Source organism: Terriglobia bacterium (assembly GCA_020072565.1).
In the GTDB taxonomy this organism is placed as follows: domain Bacteria; phylum Acidobacteriota; class UBA6911; order UBA6911; family UBA6911; genus JAFNAG01.
Map to the genome: position 1 here is coordinate 267,174 of JAIQGI010000007.1, position 21,476 is coordinate 288,649.

Annotated in this window: 11 protein-coding genes and 1 tRNA gene; 5 read left to right on the plus strand and 7 right to left on the minus strand. The window is 57.8% G+C overall.

What is annotated here, in order from left to right:
* Positions 1 to 196: 196 nt before the first annotated feature.
* From LAP85_06465 to LAP85_06475, 3 genes are all read right to left on the minus strand, one after another.
* Entirely contained in the window at positions 197 to 451 is a 255-nt protein-coding gene (locus LAP85_06465) for a transposase (GenBank protein ID MBZ5496030.1), read from the minus strand.
* A gap of 52 nt (positions 452 to 503) precedes the next feature.
* Positions 504 to 1,706, minus strand: a complete 1,203-nt coding sequence (locus LAP85_06470; protein MBZ5496031.1) for a glycosyltransferase family 4 protein — start codon at positions 1,704 to 1,706, stop codon at positions 504 to 506.
* Positions 1,707 to 1,778: 72 nt separating this feature from the next.
* Positions 1,779 to 3,680, minus strand: coding sequence for a TIGR03790 family protein (locus LAP85_06475; GenBank protein MBZ5496032.1), 1,902 nt, complete (start codon positions 3,678 to 3,680; stop codon positions 1,779 to 1,781).
* Between the two features lie 63 nt (positions 3,681 to 3,743).
* On the opposite strand from LAP85_06475, the gene LAP85_06480 reads away from it, so the two are divergent.
* On the plus strand, positions 3,744 to 4,397 hold the full coding sequence (locus tag LAP85_06480) for a CAAX prenyl protease-related protein (GenBank protein MBZ5496033.1): 654 nt from the start codon (positions 3,744 to 3,746) through the stop codon (positions 4,395 to 4,397).
* Positions 4,398 to 4,653: 256 nt separating this feature from the next.
* Entirely contained in the window at positions 4,654 to 5,172 is a 519-nt protein-coding gene (locus tag LAP85_06485; GenBank protein MBZ5496034.1) for a fibronectin type III domain-containing protein, read from the plus strand.
* 132 nt (positions 5,173 to 5,304) lie between these two features.
* On the opposite strand, the gene LAP85_06490 is transcribed toward LAP85_06485, so the two are convergent.
* Complete coding sequence (locus tag LAP85_06490; protein ID MBZ5496035.1) at positions 5,305 to 7,665, minus strand: hypothetical protein; 2,361 nt, start codon at positions 7,663 to 7,665, stop codon at positions 5,305 to 5,307.
* A 653-nt stretch (positions 7,666 to 8,318) separates the two neighbouring features.
* Here LAP85_06490 and LAP85_06495 point away from each other — a divergent pair.
* The 3 genes from LAP85_06495 to LAP85_06505 all read left to right on the plus strand — a co-directional run bounded on the left by LAP85_06495 (position 8,319) and on the right by LAP85_06505 (position 18,802).
* Positions 8,319 to 9,056, plus strand: coding sequence for a PEP-CTERM sorting domain-containing protein (locus LAP85_06495; protein MBZ5496036.1), 738 nt, complete (start codon positions 8,319 to 8,321; stop codon positions 9,054 to 9,056).
* 976 nt (positions 9,057 to 10,032) lie between these two features.
* Positions 10,033 to 15,624 carry a fibronectin type III domain-containing protein gene (locus LAP85_06500; protein MBZ5496037.1) on the plus strand — a complete coding sequence of 1,864 codons (5,592 nt, stop codon included), beginning with the start codon at positions 10,033 to 10,035 and terminating at the stop codon, positions 15,622 to 15,624.
* A gap of 424 nt (positions 15,625 to 16,048) precedes the next feature.
* Complete coding sequence (locus tag LAP85_06505) at positions 16,049 to 18,802, plus strand: hypothetical protein (GenBank protein ID MBZ5496038.1); 2,754 nt, start codon at positions 16,049 to 16,051, stop codon at positions 18,800 to 18,802.
* Positions 18,803 to 19,141: 339 nt separating this feature from the next.
* Here LAP85_06505 and LAP85_06510 read toward each other — a convergent pair.
* From LAP85_06510 to LAP85_06520, 3 genes are all read right to left on the minus strand, one after another.
* Positions 19,142 to 19,228 (minus strand) — tRNA-Leu (locus LAP85_06510).
* A 39-nt stretch (positions 19,229 to 19,267) separates the two neighbouring features.
* Positions 19,268 to 20,545, minus strand: coding sequence for a tetratricopeptide repeat protein (locus LAP85_06515; GenBank protein ID MBZ5496039.1), 1,278 nt, complete (start codon positions 20,543 to 20,545; stop codon positions 19,268 to 19,270).
* 117 nt (positions 20,546 to 20,662) lie between these two features.
* Positions 20,663 to 21,475 carry an ABC transporter permease subunit gene (locus tag LAP85_06520; protein MBZ5496040.1) on the minus strand — a complete coding sequence of 271 codons (813 nt, stop codon included), beginning with the start codon at positions 21,473 to 21,475 and terminating at the stop codon, positions 20,663 to 20,665.
* Between the last annotated feature and the right edge of the window lies 1 nt (position 21,476).

Genomic DNA, 21,476 nt, shown 5'->3' on the forward strand with positions numbered 1-21,476 from the left:
GTCAGTGCGGCTGTCGCATAAGGCTGGCGGCCTGTAACGGTGGATTGGTATTAACTGCGATTCCATGTTCCGTATCCCGGTACATCCACTTGATTGGCTTCCGCTGTCTATTATAGAGGCGAATGTACCTCCTAAGCTTGGGACTGAGGTCCTTAACCGAAGTAAATATGCCTCGAGCAACCATGTCGTGCTCAATTTATAAAGACCATGTCTCTACCTGGTTAAGCCAGGAAGAAGAGGTCAGGGTCAATTGAAGTTGCACATTCTGATAATCGCCAAGGAACTGCTGAACCCTATGCGTCCTGTGAGTCCAGAGGTTGTTGACAATGATGTGAATCTCCTTGCCGCGCGGTTGGTGCGCCACAACATCGGCCAGAAACGCAACGAATTTCTCGATCGAGTGGCGGGGTACCGTCGCACGAATGACATCGCCAGTTAGGGAAGGGTGCACATATGGGGCTTGAGTGACGCATACAGGCTCTTTCTCTTTGCTGTGGTCAGATTCATTTGCTCGCGGCGTCATGAATGGGGCAGGCTAATACCTCAGCGAATAGTTTCTCCTGTCCCTCCGTAGTCGGATCCCAGCTGAACTGCTCGGCGAAACGCCGGGTCGCGGCACGGTCCGGATAGCATGCAAACAACCGCACTATGCCTTCGGACAGACCCCTCGTGCTCCGGTCGTCGATCAGGACACCGGCTTCAGGAACTGTCACAATCTCAGGAGTGCCCCATATGCGGGTCGCGGCCACGGGCGTCCCGCATGCCATCGACTCCAGGAGCACGTTTGCCCACCCTTCCCGGCTGGAGGCGAGTACCAAGGCATCGGCAGCACCATAGTATCGAGCCAACGCTTCATGGGACAGAGTCCCAAGGAACGTCACCCGCTCTCTCAGCCCGAGGGAGTCTGTGAGTCTTCGCAGCTTGCCTTCCTCTGCGCCTCCGCCCGCTATCGCCAAACGAAAACCAGGCAGGCAAGCTAAAGAGCGAATAACAAGGTCATGGCCTTTGCGCGGGATCAAACCACCCACCGAAAGTAGTGTCTGACCGGTTACGCCCAGCCGGTCGCGCACCGCATGTCTATCCTGCGGTGGCTTAAAAAGCGCGAGATCCACACCATTGCGCAAGACTGTGACCTTATGAGCCGGGATTCCGAGTTGAACGAGAGTGTCCTTCAGCGCCTGGCAGACCGTGATGATTGCAGCGCAACGCCGCGCAGCCCACTGGATCATTCGGCGCGGGAAGTGATGGCGCGGGATCAGATTCAGATCTGTTCCCCTCGCAGTGACCACCACCGGCTTTCCCAGGGCACGGCCCAGCATCACTGCGGCTACGCCGTCGGGATAGAAATAGTGGGCGTCAATGATGTCGAAATCGTACCCTGTCTCGACGATCCGCACGAGCATCGGCTTGAGCGCCGCAGCCATCAGCCATGGCGCCGCTGTCATCCCAACCTTCGGGATGAGGGGATATCGCGGATGATCGACATCGATCCCGTGCCAGACTTCGCGGCGCGGAACCCTGGCGAGTTTTGCATAGGATCCGAAGATCGAGTGCTTGAGTGGAAACCAGGGCACCGGCGCCACCACCCTGCTCTCCACCTTTCCGCCTGCGAGCAGGTGTCTAAGCCGGCTTTCAACGAAGATACCATGGGTGTGCCGGATCGAGTCAGGATACAGGGTGGTAAAGGTGAGCAGCTTTAGGGCCAATCTGTGAGACTCCTGCACGCCGACATGATCAAGACCATCGGCGGCCGTCGGCGCTTTTCGGCGTCCAGAAATCTATCTTTGCCATACATTCATGAATAACCAGGGATCAAAGAATCTGTCTTCATGCGCTCGGTTGTGCCCCGGGTGCTTTTGCGAGGCCGCCTCGTGTTTCTTAAGCTTCAGGCGCAGTTGCTTGACATCTTCCAAACTCTCGAGTTTGGGATCCAGTTCCAGGGCAAGGGCGAGTTCCACAGAGGCCCGTTCGGTTTTACCAAGGGCTGCGGACACCACCGCCATGTGAAGATGAACCTCGGCGTTTTGCGGTGCTCCCTGGATAGCTTCTTGTAGAAGTCCGCCGGCCTTCTCGTCGTTGCCGGTCAAGTGGCAGATCCATCCTAGAGTATCGGCGATGTTGGGATTCCCTTTGGCAAGGCTGTATGCCTTCTCTGCGAGCGGGAGCGCCTCCTGCGGGGAATTGCGATGCACTGCCAGCGCATAGGCCAGGTTGTTGAGGGCGATCGGATTGTCGGGCGCCAATTCCACGACCTTGCTGTAGCGCGCAAAGGCCTTGTCATATTCTCTGTCTTGATCGTAGATCGTGGCCAGCAAGAGCTGAGCAGATGCGAGACGGCTGTCACGCGCAGTCGCATCCTCGAGCGCCTCACGTGCTCCAGCATAATCCTGCTTGCTCATGCGCACCTCGGCGCGGAGAAGGAGCCTGACCGTGTCGGGAAGAACCGCAGCCTGCCTGAACAGTGGGACAGAAAAAAAGCGCAGCCGCCGTTCCGAGAAATACCGTGGCAGTTCCGTCCCCGAATCGATTCCAGGGTCAATCTGCGGGCCGGTCAGAAATCTCGATCTATGAGGAGCACAGAGCGGATCACCCACAATAATGGTCTGCCAGCTCAGAAAGGGCATTGCCAGGTAATAGGATTCGATCAGGTTGAAGCCCGACAGGTAAGCGGGAAACAGGATCTGCGGCCGAATTGTCGCCTCGAGATAAGGCTCTGCCACATGAGCCGCCACCCCCGTTACTCCATCCCGGATCAAGTCGCCCGCCAGTGACTGCGGAGATCCCGCAAACTTCGGGCTCTTGTCATCCCAGGGCCCTACCTGCCAGTCCGGCGGGGGTTCGGTGAACGTCCTGCCGTCCGAACTCACAAACATCGCAGCGAGCGCCCCGGGAACGAAGCCGAGACTAAAATGCCGGATGCGGATCGCCGGATCGTTTGAACCCCAGGAGTAATATCCAAGGACGCCGTTCTGCTCGCGTAGGATGTTGCTGCCGGTATCCAGGATGGCCCGATCTTTGAATCCATTCGCGTTCAGCCAGTCGGCGGCAACCTGCAGCCAGCTGTCCCCCTTGTCGTTCGGCGATCCCTTCTGATCCAGCAGAATCTTCCCTTCAGCCGAGGGAGCAAAGCCCCGGTCAATGAGGGCACGGATGTCGGCGCTCGTGTAGCCATCGAGCCGGCAGACCAGGAAAATATCAAAGGCCTCGTGGCTGAACTGGGACGCGCGGCCGACGGGTGCGTCGCCCAAGAAATAGGGATTGCTGATGCGGCCGGCGGCCGGAACCTGCTGACCCACCAGTTTGCGGTATAAAAGCGTAAGCTCCGAATCAACGCTCGCGACCGTTCCGTCCGCACCATTTGTTCCCGCAACGCGCAGAGGAATTCCCTTGGTGAGGACGATATAGAGAATGCGATCCTGGGCCGAGTTGCGATTCAGCCAGGCGCTGATGGGTCTCTCAATCTGGAGCGTGAAGTCGTCGCGTGAGATTTCGTCGCTGAGAGTTGTCCGTATGCGGAGGATATTCTGAGATGGCACGCCACGCTTTTGGGCATAATATTGACCGACTTCCAGCGAAAGCGGGCTCGATTCATTCAGCACCAGCAGCACGTTTTCGGGGGATTGGGCTTGAACGGCAACAGCGAGAAGCAGGATCGGCAGAATAAGTTTTATGGGTCTCATCGGGCCCTCATGGTAGCATAAAAAACCTGACCGCACGCAGCGCGAAGAACTCTGAGAGAGTGGATGATAAGACACCCGGCAATACCTTACATAGCACCATTTGCGCTGTTTCTGTTTTTCCTCGCCATCCGAGGATATCTGCCTCACGAATACGCTGTCCGTGTGCTGGTGACCACAGCAGTATTATTAATATTCTCCAGGGGCGTTGTCTCCCTGCGTCCGTTGCGGCCGGCATCCAGCATCCTGGCCGGTGTGCTGGTCTTTGCCGTATGGATCGGCCCCGATCTCATCTGGCCGGCTTATCGACAGCACTGGCTATTTCATAACATTCTCACCGGAGCCGCCCGGAGTTCCCTGCCGGAAAATATTCGCACCGACCGACTCTTCCTGCTGTTTCGCATCGCCGGGACCGTCCTCCTCGTGCCAGTCATTGAGGAGCTTTTTTGGCGGGGCTGGTTGATGCGCTACCTGATCTCCCCAGACTTCCAGAAGATCCGGCTCGGCGCCTATGCGGCGCTCTCGTTCTGGCTCACGGCGGTGCTTTTTGCCAGCGAGCACGGTCCCTATTGGGACGTGGGGTTGCTCGCCGGGATCGTTTACAACTGGTGGATGATACGCACCGGCAGCCTGGGCGATTGCATCCTGGCGCATGCGATTACGAACGGCTGCCTCGCGGCTTATGTCCTGGCTGCGGGACAATGGCAGTATTGGCTCTAAAAAAACAAAAGCAGCCAGGAAGACCACAAATGATAGGAACCTCTTGTTGGGCGTGATTATTGCAATCAGTGGCTGCCTTTGTTTTTATGGCCTCTTCCAGCCCCCAATCAAAAGCCCCTGAACCGAAGAATCTGTGACATGTAACACAGGAGAAGCGCAGTTCTGCAGCGATAATAGGCAATGGAGAGATGGAGTTTATCCTGGCCAAGCGCTAGACTCTGGCAAGATCCGCATGATCGGCCGATTGGAGAGGAGTATGGTTAGTTTGAGACAGATCTGTCGTCGCTCCTGCAAACTCGTTTTCGCCACTCTGCTTTTCTGTGCTTGCAGCGCCTCGGCCCTTGCGGTTGATATCACAATTGCATGGGATCCGAACAGCGAAGCTGACCTCGCCGGATACAAGATCTATTACGGAACGGCATCCGGCGTCTACGGTACTCCCATAACCATAGGCACTCAAACCACTTACACGATAACCGGCCTGCCTCCCGGCACCTACTATGTCGCCGTCACCGCCTACAACACGCTGGGCGTTGAAAGCGGCTTCTCCAACGAAGTCTCGACCGCCTCATCTCCGCCCCCCACGGCCAGCAAGTGCGACATCAACAACGATGGCGCTACCAACGCTCTCGACCTCCAAGTTATGATCAACGCGATTCTGGGAATCCAGCCCCTTTCCGGTAAGGGCGATCTCAATGGAGACGGCAGGGTCGACGTGCTCGACTTGCAGATCCTTGGCAATGTGATTCTCGGCATACGAAGTTGCCCGTTATGATGAACGCCTCGGCTCCAGCCGGGACGCTAAAAGACTGTGTTGAGATCCTCGCCCATAAGCTCTCGGTGACGGTCAAATCGGTCAGATATCAATCTCCAGGCTGTGGCAAGCGTTTGCCAGACGGCGTCACTCTCACCGAATAGGAGCCACAGGCAGGGTCGTGAACTGTCCGAGAGTGGTCCCCAGATCCAAAGCTGTAGCCGCGACCTTGCCGCCGCTCACTTGGACGACCAGCGAGCCGTCGTAATCATCGAGGGCACCGCTGTTGAGCACTTGGGGGAACAGTTGCCAAATATATTCCGCGAAGTGTCCCGAGGCAAGCAGGCTGCGGGTCGCCGTGCCATTCGCCATTTGGTGACCATCCTTGTCCCTTAGGGACAGGCTGATGGTCACAGGTGCATTCTCAATATTCTGGATCGCAATACCAGAGTAGATGCCTGCAAGTTTTTTCCCACGCACCGGCACGATGAATCCGATAAGGGGCTGACTGGAACCAACTCCTGTTACTCCCAAGTCGGGCAGGTTAAACCGGACGAAGCCCGCCACCGTCCCATTCGAAGTGACCCGCACGCTGCCCTTCAAAAGGCTTCCCGATCCGTCCGTGGAGAGAGTGATCGTGCCGTGTGGCTGCAATTGGAAATCCTTATAGGTTATAGGGGGCGATCCCGAGATGCTCAGCGCCATGGGTTTGCCATCGTCATCAATAAACTCGGCACGGCCCGACGCCGTCGCTGTCTGGGATGGATTTGTAAGTATAAGCTCCGAGATAATGCCAGTCCCCGTTGCGAATTGGGAAGTGTAGAGAGTCTCGGTCTGGATCGCAGCTGGACAAGGTTGAGAGGTGGGCACCATGGCGCCCGAGTTATCGATCGACAACTTCACGCACTTCATGCCATCCGGCGACTTCAGAACGATCCCCTGACCGGGGGAGCCCACGTAGATGTCACCGTTTTGGACATGAAGCCGTGCGACCGGTGCGGTTGTTCCGATGCCAACGTTGGTGTCCGCAGCCGCACCATTCACACCGTTGATGCCGCCGAGAACCAGGCTATGGCTCTGCGTCACCTTGGCACGAGACCCAAGGGCAGTAGCATTGGTGATGCCTGCCACAATGTCAGCGTGGGCGCCCATGAGACTGTTGTCGCTCTCCGTGCTGCTGGAGAGACCCGTGCTGTAACCGAAGAAGGCATTGCGGGAGCCCGTGTTCGCATTCCAGGTGCCGAAGCCGGCGTTCCAGCCAAAGAAGGAATTACTGGAGCCCGTGGAGTTGAAATAGCCGGCGTCCCAGCCATAGAAAGAATTGCCGGAGCCCGTGGTGGTGTTGTAGCCGGCGTGCATGCCGAAGAATGAGTTGTCGACACCCGCGCTGTTAAAATGGCCGGCATCGCGACCGAAGAAAGAGTTGTGCCAGCCCGTCGTGTTGGAAAAGCCGGCACCTGCACCGAAGAAGGAGTTTTTGTACCCCGTGGTGTTGGAATAGCCAGTCCCATCCCCCAAAAAGGAGTTCCAGACACCCGTGGTGTTGGAATAGCCAGCCATCATGCCGAAGAAGGAGTTAGAGTCACCCGTGGTGTTGGACTGGCCGGCACCGAATCCAACTGCCGTAAGATCGAATCCTGTGGTGTTGGATTGACCCGCAGAGTTGCCGACAAAGGTGTTATGAAGGCCCGCGATGCTGAGAACAGCGCCAATTCCGGTTATCTTGAAGCCCGTGCTCGACTCGATATCCCCTGCTACGGTCAGCTTCGACGCCGGATTGGCCGTCCCAATGCCGATATTCCCGTTGACATCGATCATGCCCGAGTCGCCGATGCTGCCGTTGGCATCTACGAACTTGGCAATCCTATTAGGCGTCCCGGAACCGTTGATAACCGCATTCGCCTGCGTCGTGCCGGAGGATGCTGAAAAATTGATGGCCCTGGCTCCCTGATTCGTCTTCCGCCCCACCTCCTGGCGTGTACCTGCCTGCTCAACTAATTGCGCACGCGCGATTTCGGTCGCCTGCAGGCGGGCCAGATCTTCGTACAAGACAATCGCGGACAGCGGCTTTCCTCCCACTGTGTCCGCATCCGCTGCCTTCAAAGCATACGGAACCGCAACCAGGAGAACGCGTTGCTGTTCTTCCCACCCCTCGGGACGGACCCCAAGCCACTGAGCCATTGCAGTAGTGAAAAGCTCCAAGGGCAAGCCTGCCTTTTCCGAGGCCCCCAAGAATACCGTGTAGTGTCCTTGCTCATCCGCTTCTACCAGCTGACGCTCGCTCCACAGCGAATCACCGCCGTCCTGAGATGCGTAGAGCGCAAAAGTCACCACCACGGATCCCATGAGCGGCCTGCCAACGTAATCCTTCAGCACTCCGCTGAACTTGATCAAGCGAGGAGTAACTCCCTCGCCGGCCGCCATTGCTCCCGAGTTGACTTGTTGCCCTGCTGATGCCGCGGAAACGATGACAAACGCATTTATAACGATGACTGCCAGAAAAGTGCGTCTCATTCCAGTTTTCCTCCTTCGATCGGCAGTTGAGCTGCGCCTCATGGGCGAAGTACTCCCCTCCTATCGTCACCCAGCAAAACTTTGATTAGACTATGATTAGGGGTTGTGCCGATCAGGCAAAAAATTCACCAATCAGACAATCCACCTCCCGCATCGATAGGCACCCTCAAGATTTTACGTCATTATGATGAAATGGGATTTTGTTCGACAACAACGAAATCATGCCGCTCAGTCGGTTGAGGACCGTCTGCGCCAGAACATAGAGGTCATTAAATCCGCGTCTCATGTCCACAAATGCGAGAGCCATGATGACAGCGAACAGTCACATTCCCGGGGCTAACCAACGAAGTTTCCGACTCCTAAGCGGCCATTTTTAAAAGGATTATCCAGATTTTGAATGTCGGCCTGCTTTACATTTTACGGATAGCTAATAAGTCATGCTATTCCCATACTTCCAAGTAATTCGAAAGAGCACTTCAAATTGATTGTAAAGGGTGTTTACAACGGCACAAGTCCAAACGCGCGGTTTGACGAGCGGCAGTGTTTATAAACCTACCATAACGACTTCAATTGCAGTAGTTTGGAGGTGATGATGGAACATTGGCTCCGTTCTTGCTTGACTGGTGGCGTGTAAGATTATTTGGAGGGACCGAATGCGAAGATTCGTTGTCACCGTTGCACTGATGCTGCTGGTGTTCCTTATGATCAAGGGATCGGCGGCTGCCGACACCATTTATCCGTGGGTGGATAATACCAACCACTGGCCGGGCTACGGAAATTCAAACGAAAACTCGACCGACACCATCGGCGAGCCCAATATCACGGGTGGGACGGTGGTTGTCAGTGGCACAGGTTTTTTGAAATCAATCAGTTATGATTTTATCACCCCGCCGGGCTGGAGTTTTTCCAAGATGAAGCCCGGCGATCTGTTCCTGGACACGAACAACGATCAGACCTGGGATTACGTTCTGTCACTTGGATATGACAGCGCTCATCAATACGTCCCCACCGGGGTCGTCACGTTGTACCAGATTAATTTCAGCGCAGCAGGCTATTTGATTACCGGCAGTGACAATACGGGCTATTGGTCCGGTTACGGCATTCGCAACAACCATCCTTATGCCTATGTTGATTTCAGTAATGCAGTTAATTTAGGATCTGGTTCGGTTTCCGGCGGCATTTCGGCATTGCCGACAAGCCCCTTTACCTATAGTTTGCCGATCAATGCGATTAGTGTCAGCGGCCCCCTGACATTCGGCTTCACAGAGAACTGTGCGAACGATGTGGTCAAAGAAACTGTGACGACCGCTCCCGAGCCGGGAACAATGCTCTTGCTTGGTACCGGCCTGATTGGTGCTGCAATTTTCGGCAGGAAGCGGCTCAAAAAGTAAGAGTCATCGGCCGTATCCCCTGGAATAGGCCTTGGGCGCTCACATATCCTCTCCTGGTGTGAGCGCCTTTTGTTTTTCTCCCCGGCCCCGCGATCCTCAGCAGGGCTCCTGCATTGCTGCGATTGAGAAACCACCGAGAAACAAGCACAACCGCAGCACCATCACCGAGCCCCGCAGCCACGACTGCAGCACCATCACCGAGCCCCGCAGGGGCAACCGCAGCCGCCAGCCCAGGGCGCAAGCCCATAAGCGCTAACTTAAGCCACTTTCCCGACCTGGACTTGGACTTGGACGTGGACGTGGACCTTGACGCTCTGCTGCGCCGCAAGCGATAAGAAGCGACCCGTAGCCTGATAAAGGCTGGGCGTGCAAGAGTTTGTCTCCGCTCAAAAGGTCCACGTCAAGCCCTGGGTCCAGGCGATCGCAAAAACGGAGCCCTGTAAGGGCGATGCAGCTCACCCGCTTTTTCCGTGTCGCCCTGTCATCCTTGGACTCCGGTCCAATCCCAGGCCTTGGTGCGGCCTGGGCTGGTGGCTGCGGCCGCCCCTGCGGGGGCTGGCACTAACCCACGGCTCGCCGGAATGGCTGAGCCTGCCACGGGTCGCACCACCAGAAGCCGTGGGTTTAGCACGCATTAACCGAAGGGCGCGGTGGTGGAAGTGGCACGCCGCGGCAGGCCTCAGCCTTCGCCGGGAACACGCGAATTGGTGACGGGTGACCAATATGATGGATATGGGCCGTCGATACGATCAAAGCCGGGCATCTGATTGATTAATTCGGCTGGTATTTCAGCCCAGGATTTCTATCGTCAGGAAGATTCGATCTGCAATTTGCGCGCAGCAACTCCAAAACGTGGCGGCAGGAGGCCGAGTTCAGACCCTCAATAATGCTGTCGCGCAGGCGCTTTGACTTGCACATACCGCATCAAGCGATCCCCCCAGCCGAGAGGCGCAGTCCTGGCGGGAAGGAGATCGCGATGTGTACGTTCCACTGTCCTTCAGTTCCCCGCGAAGTCCCATGCTCTAATATCCTTAATGCAGCACTCGCTCTCATAGCAGCGCTGGCGCTCCTTCTTGGGGTAGCGAGCACCGGACAGGCATATCCGCCACAGTCTTCCGCCACCCTCATGATGGGATCAGCCAGTGGCACAGCCGGGGGCAGTGTAAACCTCACCATCAGCCTCGCACCCGGCTCAATGAATGTCTGCACGCTCCAATTCGACCTGCTGTATTCATCCTCACTGAGTTACGGATCTGTAGCAACCGGCTCTGCCGCCGCAGCAGCCCAGAAGACCGCCTCAGGCAACGCAATCAGCGGGGGCGCCCGCTTACTGGTCTTCAACGTGAATCAAAACATCATCGGCGCCGGGCCCGTGGCAATCGTGACCCTGATGATCGCACCAGGGACACCGGCTGGATCAATTCCGATAACAATCTCAAATCTGATCGCTTCGGATCCGTCAGGGAACGCCGTGGCGATTACCCCGGTGGATGGCGCGTTGACCGTGCGGCCGCCCGCCGACACGACGCCGCCGGTGATCTCCGCAGTTGCCTCTTCCGGTGTGAGTCCCACGGGCGCCACGATTACCTGGAATACAAACGAAGCTTCTGATTCCCAGGTGGATTATGGGACCACGACCGCTTACGGCAGCTCCACCACCCTTGACACAAGCATGGTCACTTCACATTCCCAAGCCCTGAGCGGGCTCTCCGGCAGCACTACTTATCATTACCGCGTAAAATCCAAGGACGCCGCCGGCAATCTCGCAACTTCCGGAGACTTCACCTTCACGACCTCCGACTCGACTCCGCCCGTGATTTCCGCCGTCGCCACTTCTGGCGTGACCGCGACCGGCGCCACCATCACCTGGACGACCAACGAGGCTTCCGATTCCCGGGTGGATTATGGAACCACGACCGCTTACGGCAGCACCACCACCCTCAACACAAGCATGGTCACTTCACATTCCCAAGCCCTGAGCGGGCTCTCCGGCAGCACTACGTATCATTACCGCGTCAAATCCAGGGACGCCGCCGGCAACCTCGCAACCTCAGGCGATTTTACTTTCACGACCGCTGACGGAACTCCGCCCGTAATTTCCGCCGTCGCCAGTTCCGGTGTGAGTGCCACGGGCGCCACGATTACCTGGAATACAAACGAGGCTTCCGATTCCCAGGTGGAATATGGGACCACGACCGCCTACGGCAGTTCCACCACCCTTAACACAAGCATGGTCACCTCACATTCCCAAGCCCTGAGCGGGCTCTCCGGCAGCACCACTTATCATTTCCGCGTAAAATCCAAGGACGCCGCCGGCAACCTCGCAACCTCCGGAGACTTCACGTTTGCGACCACAGCTGCACCGGACACAACGCCACCGATTATCGACGCCGTGGCCAGTTCCGCCATCACCAGCACGAGCGCCACTATCACCTGGGCAACCGATGAGGCTTCCGATTCCCAGGTTGAGTACGGGACCACCGCCGCCTACGGCAGCTCGACCACACCCAACACGAGCATGGTCACCACCCATTCGCAGGCCCTTACCGGACTCGTAGGCAGCACCACCTATCATTACCGCATCAAATCCAGGGACGCCGCCGGCAACCTCGCAACCTCAGGCGATTTTACTTTCACGACCGCTGACGGAACTCCGCCCGTAATTTCCGTCGTCGCCAGTTCCGGTGTGAGCGCCACGGGCGCCACGATTACCTGGAATACAAACGAGGCTTCCGATTCCCAGGTGGAATATGGGACCGGGACCGCCTACGGCAGTTCCACCACCCTTAACACAGGCATGGTCACCTCACATTCCCAAGCCTTGAGCGGGCTCTCCGGCAGCACCACCTATCATTACCGCGTAAAATCCAAGGACGCCGCCGGCAACCTCGCAACCTCCGGAGACTTCACGTTTGCGACCACCGCCTCGCCGGACACGACACCGCCGATTATCTCCGCCGTGGCTAGTTCCGCCATAACCAGCACGGGCGCAACTATCGCGTGGGCAACCGATGAGGCTTCCGATTCCCAGGTTGAGTACGGGACCACCGCCGCCTACGGCAGCTCGACCCCACCCAACACGAGCATGGTCACCGCCCATTCGCAGGCCCTGACCGGACTCGTAGGCAGAACCACCTATCATTACCGCGTCAAATCCAAGGACGCCACCGGCAACCTGGCAACCTCAGGCGATTTTACTTTCACGACCGCTGATGGGGCTCCGCCGCTGATTTCCGCCGTCGCCAGTTCCGGCGTGACCGCGACCGGCGCCACAATTACTTGGACGACTAACGAGGCTTCCGATTCCCAGGTGGATTATGGAACCACCACCGCCTATGGCAGCTCGACCACGCTAGACGTGAACTTGGTCACATCCCACTCCACGGTTCTGACGGGACTCACGGGCAGCACCACATATCATTACCGCGTCCAGTCCAAAGATGCCGCCGGAAACCTCGCAACTTCGGGCGACTTCACGTTCGCGACCGCGGCAGCTCCCGACACGACGTCACCTGTGATTTCGGGCGTGACCGGCTCCGGCATCACCAGCACGGGCGCAACGATCACGTGGACTACCAACGAGGCTTCCGACTCCCAGGTGGACTATGGCACGACGACCGCCTACGGCAGCTCGACCACACTCAACACGAGCATGGTCACAGCCCATTCGCAGGCCCTGACCGGACTCATAGGCAGCACTACCTACCATTATCGCGTCAAATCCAAGGACGCCGCCGGAAACCTGGCAACCTCCGGTGATTTCACTTTTGCAACCTCCGACTCGACTCCGCTCGTAATCTCGGCCGTGGCCAGTTCCAGCATCACCAGCACGGGAGCGACCATAAAGTGGACTACCAACGAGGCTTCCGACTCTCAGGTGGACTACGGAACCACGACCGCCTATGGCAGTTCGACCACACTCAACATCATCAGGGTTACGGCTCACTCCGCGCCTCTGACAGGTCTCACGGCCAGCACCACCTATCATTACCGCGTCAAGTCGAAAGACGCTGGCGGCAACCTGGCCACTTCCGGCGACTATACCTTTGCCACCGCGCCGGACACCACCGCCCCCATGATCTCCGGCGTTTTCACCTCCAATGTCAGCAGCACGGGAGCAACCATAAAGTGGACTACCAACGAGGCTTCGGACTCCCTGGTCGACTACGGCACCACGACTTCCTATGGCAACTCGACCACGCTTGACGTGAACATGGTCACATCTCACTCCATGGCTCTGACGGGACTAACGGGCAGCACCACATATCACTGCCGCGTCAAATCCAAGGACGCGGTCGGCAATCTGGCGACTTCGGGCGATTTCACCTTTATGACCTTGGCTGCGCCTGATACGACGCCGCCGATTATTTCCGGCGTCGCGAGCGCCAACGTCACCAATAAGGGAGCTACCATCGCCTGGACGACCAACGAGGCTTCCGATTCCCAAGTCGACTATGGAACGACGGCATCCTACGGCGCATCAACCGCGCTCAGTGGCCTTCGGGTTACCTCGCACTCAATGACACTTATGGGACTCAGCCCCAGCACAACGTATCATTATCGCGTCAAGTCCAAGGACGCTGCCGGCAATCTGGGAATCTCCGCCGATTACGTCTTTACCACCGCCGCGGCCCCGGATACGGCTCCGCCGGTCATTTACGGCATCGCCAGTTCCGGCGTTACCAGTTCAGGCGCGATCATCGTCTGGACAACCAACGAAGCCTCCGATTCGCAGGTCGATTACGGAACGACCCCCTCGTATGGCAAGTCGACCACGCTGAATCCGAACCAGGTGACGCAGCACTCACAAACTGTGAGCGGCCTGACTGCCGCCACAACCTATCATTTCCGCGCCAAGTCCAAAGATGCCGCCGGCAACCGCGCCACATCGCCCGACTACACCTTCACGACCCTGAACGCCTCCACTGCCGCTCCTGTAATTTCCCGAGTTGCCGTCTCCAAAATCTCCTCACAAGGAGCGACAGTCACCTGGGATACCGATGTCCCCTCGACTACGCAGGTTCTTTATGGCCTCACAAACGGGTGCGAGGGCACGGGCAGGTTCTCAAAGACCATGGTGACGTCTCACTCTCAAGGCCTGAGCGGCCTTCTTCCCGACACTACCTACTATTTCAGCGCGCAGTCCAAGAACGCCGCCGGAGCCCTTGGCACCGCTGGAGTATTCAGCTTCCATACCACGCCGTCCCGAAAGCTCAAGCTCGTGTACCCGCGCCTGGCAACGAATGCGACCGGCAACGCCGCCGGAGCCGCCGGCGAACCCGTGGACAACAGCCAATTCACTGGGATTGCGATTGCCAACCTCGGCGCCACCGACGCCGTCGTTACCTTCACGGCTCATGATGAGACCGGCGCCGTGATTGCCGGAGAGAGTGTTACCAACCCGGTCGAAAGGGTTCTCTCTCCGGGTGCGCAACTGGCGATCGTGGATGTAGAACTGTTCGGCAGCGGCCTTCCGGATCAGCACGCCTTCGGCTGGATCGACATCGAGAGCAGCATCGACGCGGTAACAGGTTTCACGATCACCTTCAACGCCAGCCTCTCGATGATAGACGGTGCGCCGATCTCCCCTGACACCATGACGCAGTTTGTATTCACCGAGATCGAAGATCAGGGTTTCACAGAACTCCATGTGGCCAATCCGAACATTAGCCCTGCCAATGTCACGTTCCAGCTCGTGCAATCGAACGGCATGCTCCGCTGCACGGCCGTCCGCACAGTCAATCCTCTGGGATCAGTGGCCGAATCCATGCCATCCCTCTTCCCCGACGTTGCGCCGAACGCTACCGACTACATTCGCGTCGTGTCCGATGCGAACGTTGTCCCCTTCCAATTGCTGGGAGAGGTTTCGCAGGACATCGAGGGCCTGAATGGGCTCGACGTGGGCACGGGCGCAACCATGCTTTACTGCCCCCAGTACGCCGTCGGCGGCGCCTACCGTTCAACCCTGTCCATCACCAATCTCGACGGCTCGGACGGGACCCTGACCCTCCGGCTCATCGGGGATGACGGTGCACAGATCGGGCCGACGAAGATCATGCCCATCGTGGGCAATGGAAAGGTCTATATCTCGGATCAGTCGTTCTTCGCCATCCCGGGCTCTAGTGCCATTCAGGGTTATGTCGAGATCGAGAGCAACGGGCCAAGAATTGCAGGAACCGTTGTCTTTGGTGACCCCGATCGCAAGACATTCATAACCGCTCTTCCACTCGTATCCGAATTGGTGGATTCCATGGTTTTCAGCCATGTCGCCTCCGACACCACCTATTTCATGGGTATCGCCCTAGTGAACCCGAGCGATGCGGAGCAGGTGGCCACCATCGACCTTTACAGGATGGACGGCGCCCTGGAGGCCAGCGTCAATACGACGATCCCGGCCGGCCAGCGCCTGTGTCAGCTGCTCGATCAGCTCTTTCCCCAGATTGCCGGACAGAACCGCACTTCCGGGTACGTCCGGGTCACTGTGGACCAGGGTGTGGCCGGCTTCTCGGTATTCGGCACACGCGACCTCAAGACGCTGTCCGCAATACCGGCGCAGATCCTGCGCTGACGGTTAGGCACAGGCAAAGAAGCCCAACGCAGAGGGCGCTGAGTTCGCTGAGACGTTATTGACCTGAATTATTCATGAAGCTGGATGGCAGGCAGAAAAAACCAGGGAATTGGACGCCGATAGAAGCACGATCAGCGCGAGGCGCTGACACCTGCGGGGCGGCAAGAGCCCCTGCACGCTGACAAGAGCAGAACGGTCGGCGTCCGTCTGCGTCTTTCAGGGTCCAAAGATCCATTTCTGCCATTCATTCATGAATAAACCGGATTATGTTGTCCATTCTCTGCGGCCTGCGTGTCCTCTGCGTTGCGAAGTTGCTTACCCTGCATGATCCACCGAAATCTCCCGAATTGTGACGGGTGACGCACTCAATCGGCCTGGGCGCGCGATATGAATATCACCGGATCTATGCTATAAGGAGACTGCTATGTTCGAGACCCGTCGTCCTTTGGGCACTCAGGCGGTTGGGCGCACTAAAACAATTCATTCAATCATTGTACTAATGACAATCGTGGGGTGCAGTCTGGCCCCTTCCGTCCCCGCGCTCGGATATTCGCCTCAAGCCTCTGCGACACTTGGCGTCGGATCGGCCAGCGGTAACGCCGGTGCCAGCGTCGACCTTGCCGTGAGCCTCACACCCGGATCCGTCGGCGTCTCCACGCTCCAGTTCGATTTGCAGCTATCATCGTCCCTCAGCCACGTTTCGACGACCACTGGGACGGCAGCCGCTGCCGCACAAAAGAGCGCTTCCGCCAACGTCGTCAGCGGCGGGGTCAGAGTCCTGGTATTCGGTCTGAATGCAAACACCATCGGAGCGGGTTCTGTTGCGGTTGTGCGCCTCACAATTGCCGGCGGAGCACCTGCCGGGGCCATTCCGGTTGCCATCATAAACATCACATCTTCGGACCCTAACGGGAACACGGTGCCCACGACCGGGATCGATGGAGTCGTGACGGTACTGTCATCCTCCGGCCATACGACGCCACCCGTAATCTCAGCGGTCGCCAGTTCTGGTGTCACCCAGACGGTAGCGATCATCTCCTGGATCACCGACGAGCCCGCCGATTCGCAGGTAGACTACGGAACCACCACCGCCTACGGCAGTTCAACCTCCTTAAACGCGAGCATGGTCATTTCGCATTCTCGGGGTTTGGAGGGCCTCGCCTCAGGCATAACCTATCACTATCGAGTTAAATCCCGGGACAGCGCCGGCAACCTGGCAACTTCCGGCGACTTTACCTTCACGACGGTTGACACGGGAACACCGATCATTTCCGGGGTTACCAGTTCCAACGTGACCAGCTCCGGCGCGACCATCGCCTGGACAACCAACGAGGCCTCGACTTCACAGGTCGATTACGGAACCACCACCGCCTACGGCCGCTCGACCACGCTCAACTCAAACATGGTTACCTCGCATTCACAGACGGTGGCCGGCCTGGCTGCGAATACGACGTATCACTTCCGGGTAAAATCCGCGGATTCCTCCGGCAATCTCGCCATATCCAGCGACTTCACGTTCAAGACCGCCGCGACGGGCACGGGCTCACTGGCAATTTCCGGCATCACAGTCTCCCAAGTCACCCCTCAACACGCCACGGTTTCCTGGACCACCAACGTTGCGGCGAATTCACGAGTGGCGTATGGGACCACCCCCGACTGCAGTCTCTCGACCAGCCTTTACACCAGCATGGTGACCTCCCACGCTCTGGATCTGACCGATCTGCAGTCCAGCACCACCTACTATTTCCGCGTTTATTCAGAGTCATACGGGCAGTTTGCCGCGTCTGACCTGGGAAGCTTCCAAACGCCGTCTTTTGCGGAGTTGAAGCTCGTGTACCCACGGTTGGAAACCAGAACGAGCGATACGACCCCTGCGGCCAACGGTGGATCATCGGACAACAGCGAATACACGGGGATTGCTATCGCCAACCTCAGCGATGTTCCTGCCATTGTGACTTTCACGGCCTATGACCGGACCGGGGAGGTGATTTCCGGTGCGAGTATCACCAATCCAATCCAGCGGGTCATCCCCCCCGGCGCGCAGCTGGCGATCATGGATGTGGAGCTGTTCGGCAGCGGCCTGCCCGATAAGCATGCTATCGGCTGGATCGATATTGACAGCAGCATCAAGCAGGTGACCGGGTTCACGCTGACATTCAACGCCAGCCTGTCGATGATGGACGGAGCACCGGTCACATCCACCTTCCTGAAGCAGTTTGTGTTCCCGGAGATCGAGGATCAAGGATTCACCGATCTTCATGTCGCCAATCCGGACACCATTTCGGCAAACATTACGTTCCAGCTTGTACAGTCCAACGGCATGATCCGTGACTCAGCGTCTCGGGCAGTGAATGCGCTGGGCGTCGTAGCTGAATCTCTGGCAACTCTCTTCCCCAGCTCAGTCCCGGACGGATCCGACTACGTACGCGTCACCTCCGATGGGTACGTCGTACCCTTCGAACTGCTGGGCAAAGTCGCGCAGGACGTCGAAGGCCTGAACGGACTCGATGTGAATTCCGGAGCGTATAGGCTTTACTGTCCGCAGTATGCCGTCGGCGGCTTCTATCGTTCGACCCTGTCGATCATCAATCTCGACAGCACCGATGGAATGCTGACTCTGCGGCTCGTCGGAGATGATGGCGCGCAGATCGGGGCGACCAAGACTCTGCCCATCCTGGCGAACGGAAAGGCCTACATTTCTGATCAGTCCTTCTTCACCGGCGCCGGGGACCAGACAATCCAGGGGTATCTGGAAATAGTGAGCAGCGGCCCGAGAATCGCGGGGAACGTCGTCTTTGGTGACCCGGCTCGCCTCACTTTTACGACCGCCCTTCCCCTCCAGGCTACGCTGCAGAATTCCCTGGTATTCAGCCACGTGGCCTCGGATGCGACGTATTTCATGGGTTTGGCGCTCATGAATCCAAACAGCGTCGCCGCCACTGCTACCATCAACCTGTACAAGGAAGACGGCAGCCTGGACAACACGCTCATCATAACAATCCCTGCCCGGCAGAGAATTTCCAAGGTGCTCGACCAGATCTTCCCCCGGCTCGTGGGTCAAAGCCGCACCTCCGGATACATCCGTATCAACGCGGATCAGGGAATCGCCGGTTACTCCGTATTCGGCACGCGCGACCTGAAAACCCTGTCCGCTGTGCCGGCCCAGGTGATCAAGTGAGGTGTAAAAGCGAGCCACGAATGCACGAGTTTTTGGAAGGCAGGATTCGGCTCACTTCTTCCGCATGCTGGGCAGTTGTATGTTATCTGAAATCCGAGAGGCACACACAAGAACCTCGAACTGACTCTTGGTACCCGTCAGTGGAATTTTGTTGTCATTCAGGCCCGAAGGGCCGCCATTGAATAGGCCCGGCCGTAAGGCCGGGATTCGATTCCGGATGAAAAACCGAGCGCCGACGGCGCGGCACCTGAAATTTCAATAGTGCCGCGCCCTCGGCGCTCGATCTCTCTGCTTAGATATTATCCGTGTCATTCGTGGCTAGCTTTTGCTTTTGGCGGGTGGTGCCGAAGGGGGGACTCGAACCCCCACGAGCTTAAGCCCACTAGACCCTGAACCTAGCGCGTCTGCCAATTCCGCCACTTCGGCACTGTCGGGAGCATATCTTATGGGGGAGAAGGAGCCTTGTCAATGGCGTTGGCGGTTAGCGCCGCTCCTATCGATCGTGGCCCCAGTGATCTTCACCGCGCCGGCCCACGCCAGCCCCGGGCGGCGGGTCCACGAAGGGAAAATCCGGGCCCAGTTCCGGGGATCCTGCCGTTTCATCTTCTCCGGGTCAATACCGAGCTTTTGCGCCTGCTCGAGGGCAGCGGCCGCCTTCTCTGCCTCGCCGCGACTGCTGAGAGCCAGGCTGTACAGGTACTGAACAATTCCCTGCTCCGGGTGCGACCTGACAAGTTCTTCGAGAACAGCCAACGCGGCAGCTTCGTCCCCTTCGATATGCCGCAGGAGTGCGAGGTTCAGCCCCACCGTCACGTCTGTCCTTGCCACTTTGCGAGCCTCGATCAGATTCTGGACCGCCAGAGGATAGTCTCCCCTGCGCAGGTAGGCCACCCCCAGGTTGTTGAGCACTTCCAGCGCCTGATCCCGTCCCATGAAGGCGCTGTAAGCCTGGATGGCTTCTGCCGCGTTATCCTGCTTCAGATAGCAGGTGCCCAGCATGAATTCGGTCTCGAGAAGATTCTGTGCTTCCGTTAATGCCTGCTTGAGGTATGGAATCGCCTTGAGGCAGTCGCCGCTTTGATAGTAGTGGGCTCCAAGCAGGAAAGCAGCCTGCGGGAAGTTCCGGTATAGCTCGACCGTTTTCAGCAGCAATTTGGAACGCTCTTCTTCGTCCGTAACCGATAGACAGGCAATGAAGCTGGAGTAGGGCTTGTTCGGCACGGTTCTGGTCCGCGCCCTGAAGTCGGCCCGCGACAGTATGCCGTTCCATCCGCCATCGGACAGGATCTCCCAAGCCAGTTCGTTTTCGAGCTGTGGCAGCGCCGTGAGCGGCCCATTTGCCACCTTCTCCCCGCCCATCCGGAGAGACTTGACATCGAGCACACGGAGTACGATGCGAAGATTGTCCTCCGTCCCCGTGTAGCTCCCGAACACCATCTTGTCGGCTGCAGCCCTCTGAGCTATGCGTATCATGCTGGCGCGGCTCAGCGGCGTGTTCGGCGGCAGGTCGGAGGACTCGACGAACCTGACCCGCTCTTCCCAACTGATGGTCTCAATGTTCGGCATCTGCATCTCTTCCGAGATTGCGATGGCGAGCCCTTCTCCGATCCAACTTAGGGTCTGCACTCTGGACTGATTTTCAAGGGGAAAAACCACGAAAGTGGTCTTGGCTGCCGCAGGCGGAGCCAGACAAAACCCAAGCAGGCAGGACAACAATACCTTGTGCACGCAATTTGATACCATGTGCGAAGCCGCCATTTCAAAGCAAATATCAATGCAGAGGGCACAGAGCACGCAGAGCAGATTCGCTTCTTCTCTGCGCCCCTCCGCACCCCCGGCATTGATCGCTCAGAGTCCGCCCTATTGTTCGAGAACGTATTCCTTTTCACGCACCATCAGGCTGGCGGTGGCAAGGAAAAGAGAGGTCAGCAGCACCAGCGTCACAATGGCTTCCACCGGATCGGTGCGCTGCCCGATCAACATGGAGATGGCGCCGAGCGTGTCCTCATGGGGGAAAATCGACTGGATATAGTGCGTGATGGTCAGTTTCCGGGTAAAACCGGGGAGGAGGGCCAGGATACCTTCCCAACCAAAAGCGTAAGCAAGGCCGACCAGAATCGAATGCTTCAGCCAGGCACCGAGCAGGCTGAATAACGAGCCGTAGGCCAGCAGAGCGAGGAGGATGATGCCGATATCCCGCACCAACACATGCAGGTCCTGAAAAAACGGCAGCATATCCGAACGCAGGTACAGGATCAGGTAGCTGAGAAGCACGGTAGGAAGCACCATGATCGCGCCGATCCAGATCAGCGCCAGGAACTTTCCCAGCATGATCGTCGGCTTTGGAATCGGGCGCATGAAGAGATAGGTCAGGGTCTTCCCTTCCACTTCTTCGGAAATCAAGGCTGTGCCATAGAAAAGGGTGACAAAGATCACCAGAAAGCGGATGACGGCCGTTGCCATCAGGGTGCCGAACACCTGCGAGGATGGCAGGGCCGTGGGGACGAGATTCAGTGTCAGGACCACTCTCCCGACCACGGCAAGCCCGAGTACGATCAGGGAGAGCAACAGGACAAAAAGGGTCTTCTTACTCCAGAAGAGCGTATCCAGGGTGAGATAAGCAATCGTTTTTATGTCGCGAAAGCCCTTCCGCAGACTGATGGATCCCGCCATG